The following is a 223-nucleotide window of genomic DNA, read 5'->3' on the forward strand; positions in this document are numbered from 1 at the left end:
GGAAAGAGCAAAGCGCCTCGGGGTCTCACAATCGGCGATTCATTACGCTTTGAAACGGCTTCGGCTCACGCTTAAAAAAAACCTTAAAACATCCTCGCGCTGATCCTCAGCTTCGTCAGGCGTTTGTCGAGCGCATCAGCGACTATGAACAGGAAGGCAAACCAATTGTGTATTTGGATGAAAGTGGTTTCGCGCAGTCAATGCCACGGATATACGGGTATTC

At 49.3% G+C, this 223-nt stretch carries 1 protein-coding gene; it reads left to right on the top strand.

Annotated elements, in window-relative coordinates:
* Window positions 1–103: IS630 transposase-related protein (locus AAC854_RS23975; protein ID WP_340619222.1), on the top strand; the 103-nt coding region annotated here is incomplete at its 5' end.
* Window positions 104–223: the final 120 nt, after the last annotated feature.

Origin of the sequence: Xenorhabdus entomophaga (assembly GCF_037996725.1) — a bacterium.
GTDB classification, from domain to species: Bacteria; Pseudomonadota; Gammaproteobacteria; order Enterobacterales; family Enterobacteriaceae; genus Xenorhabdus; species Xenorhabdus khoisanae.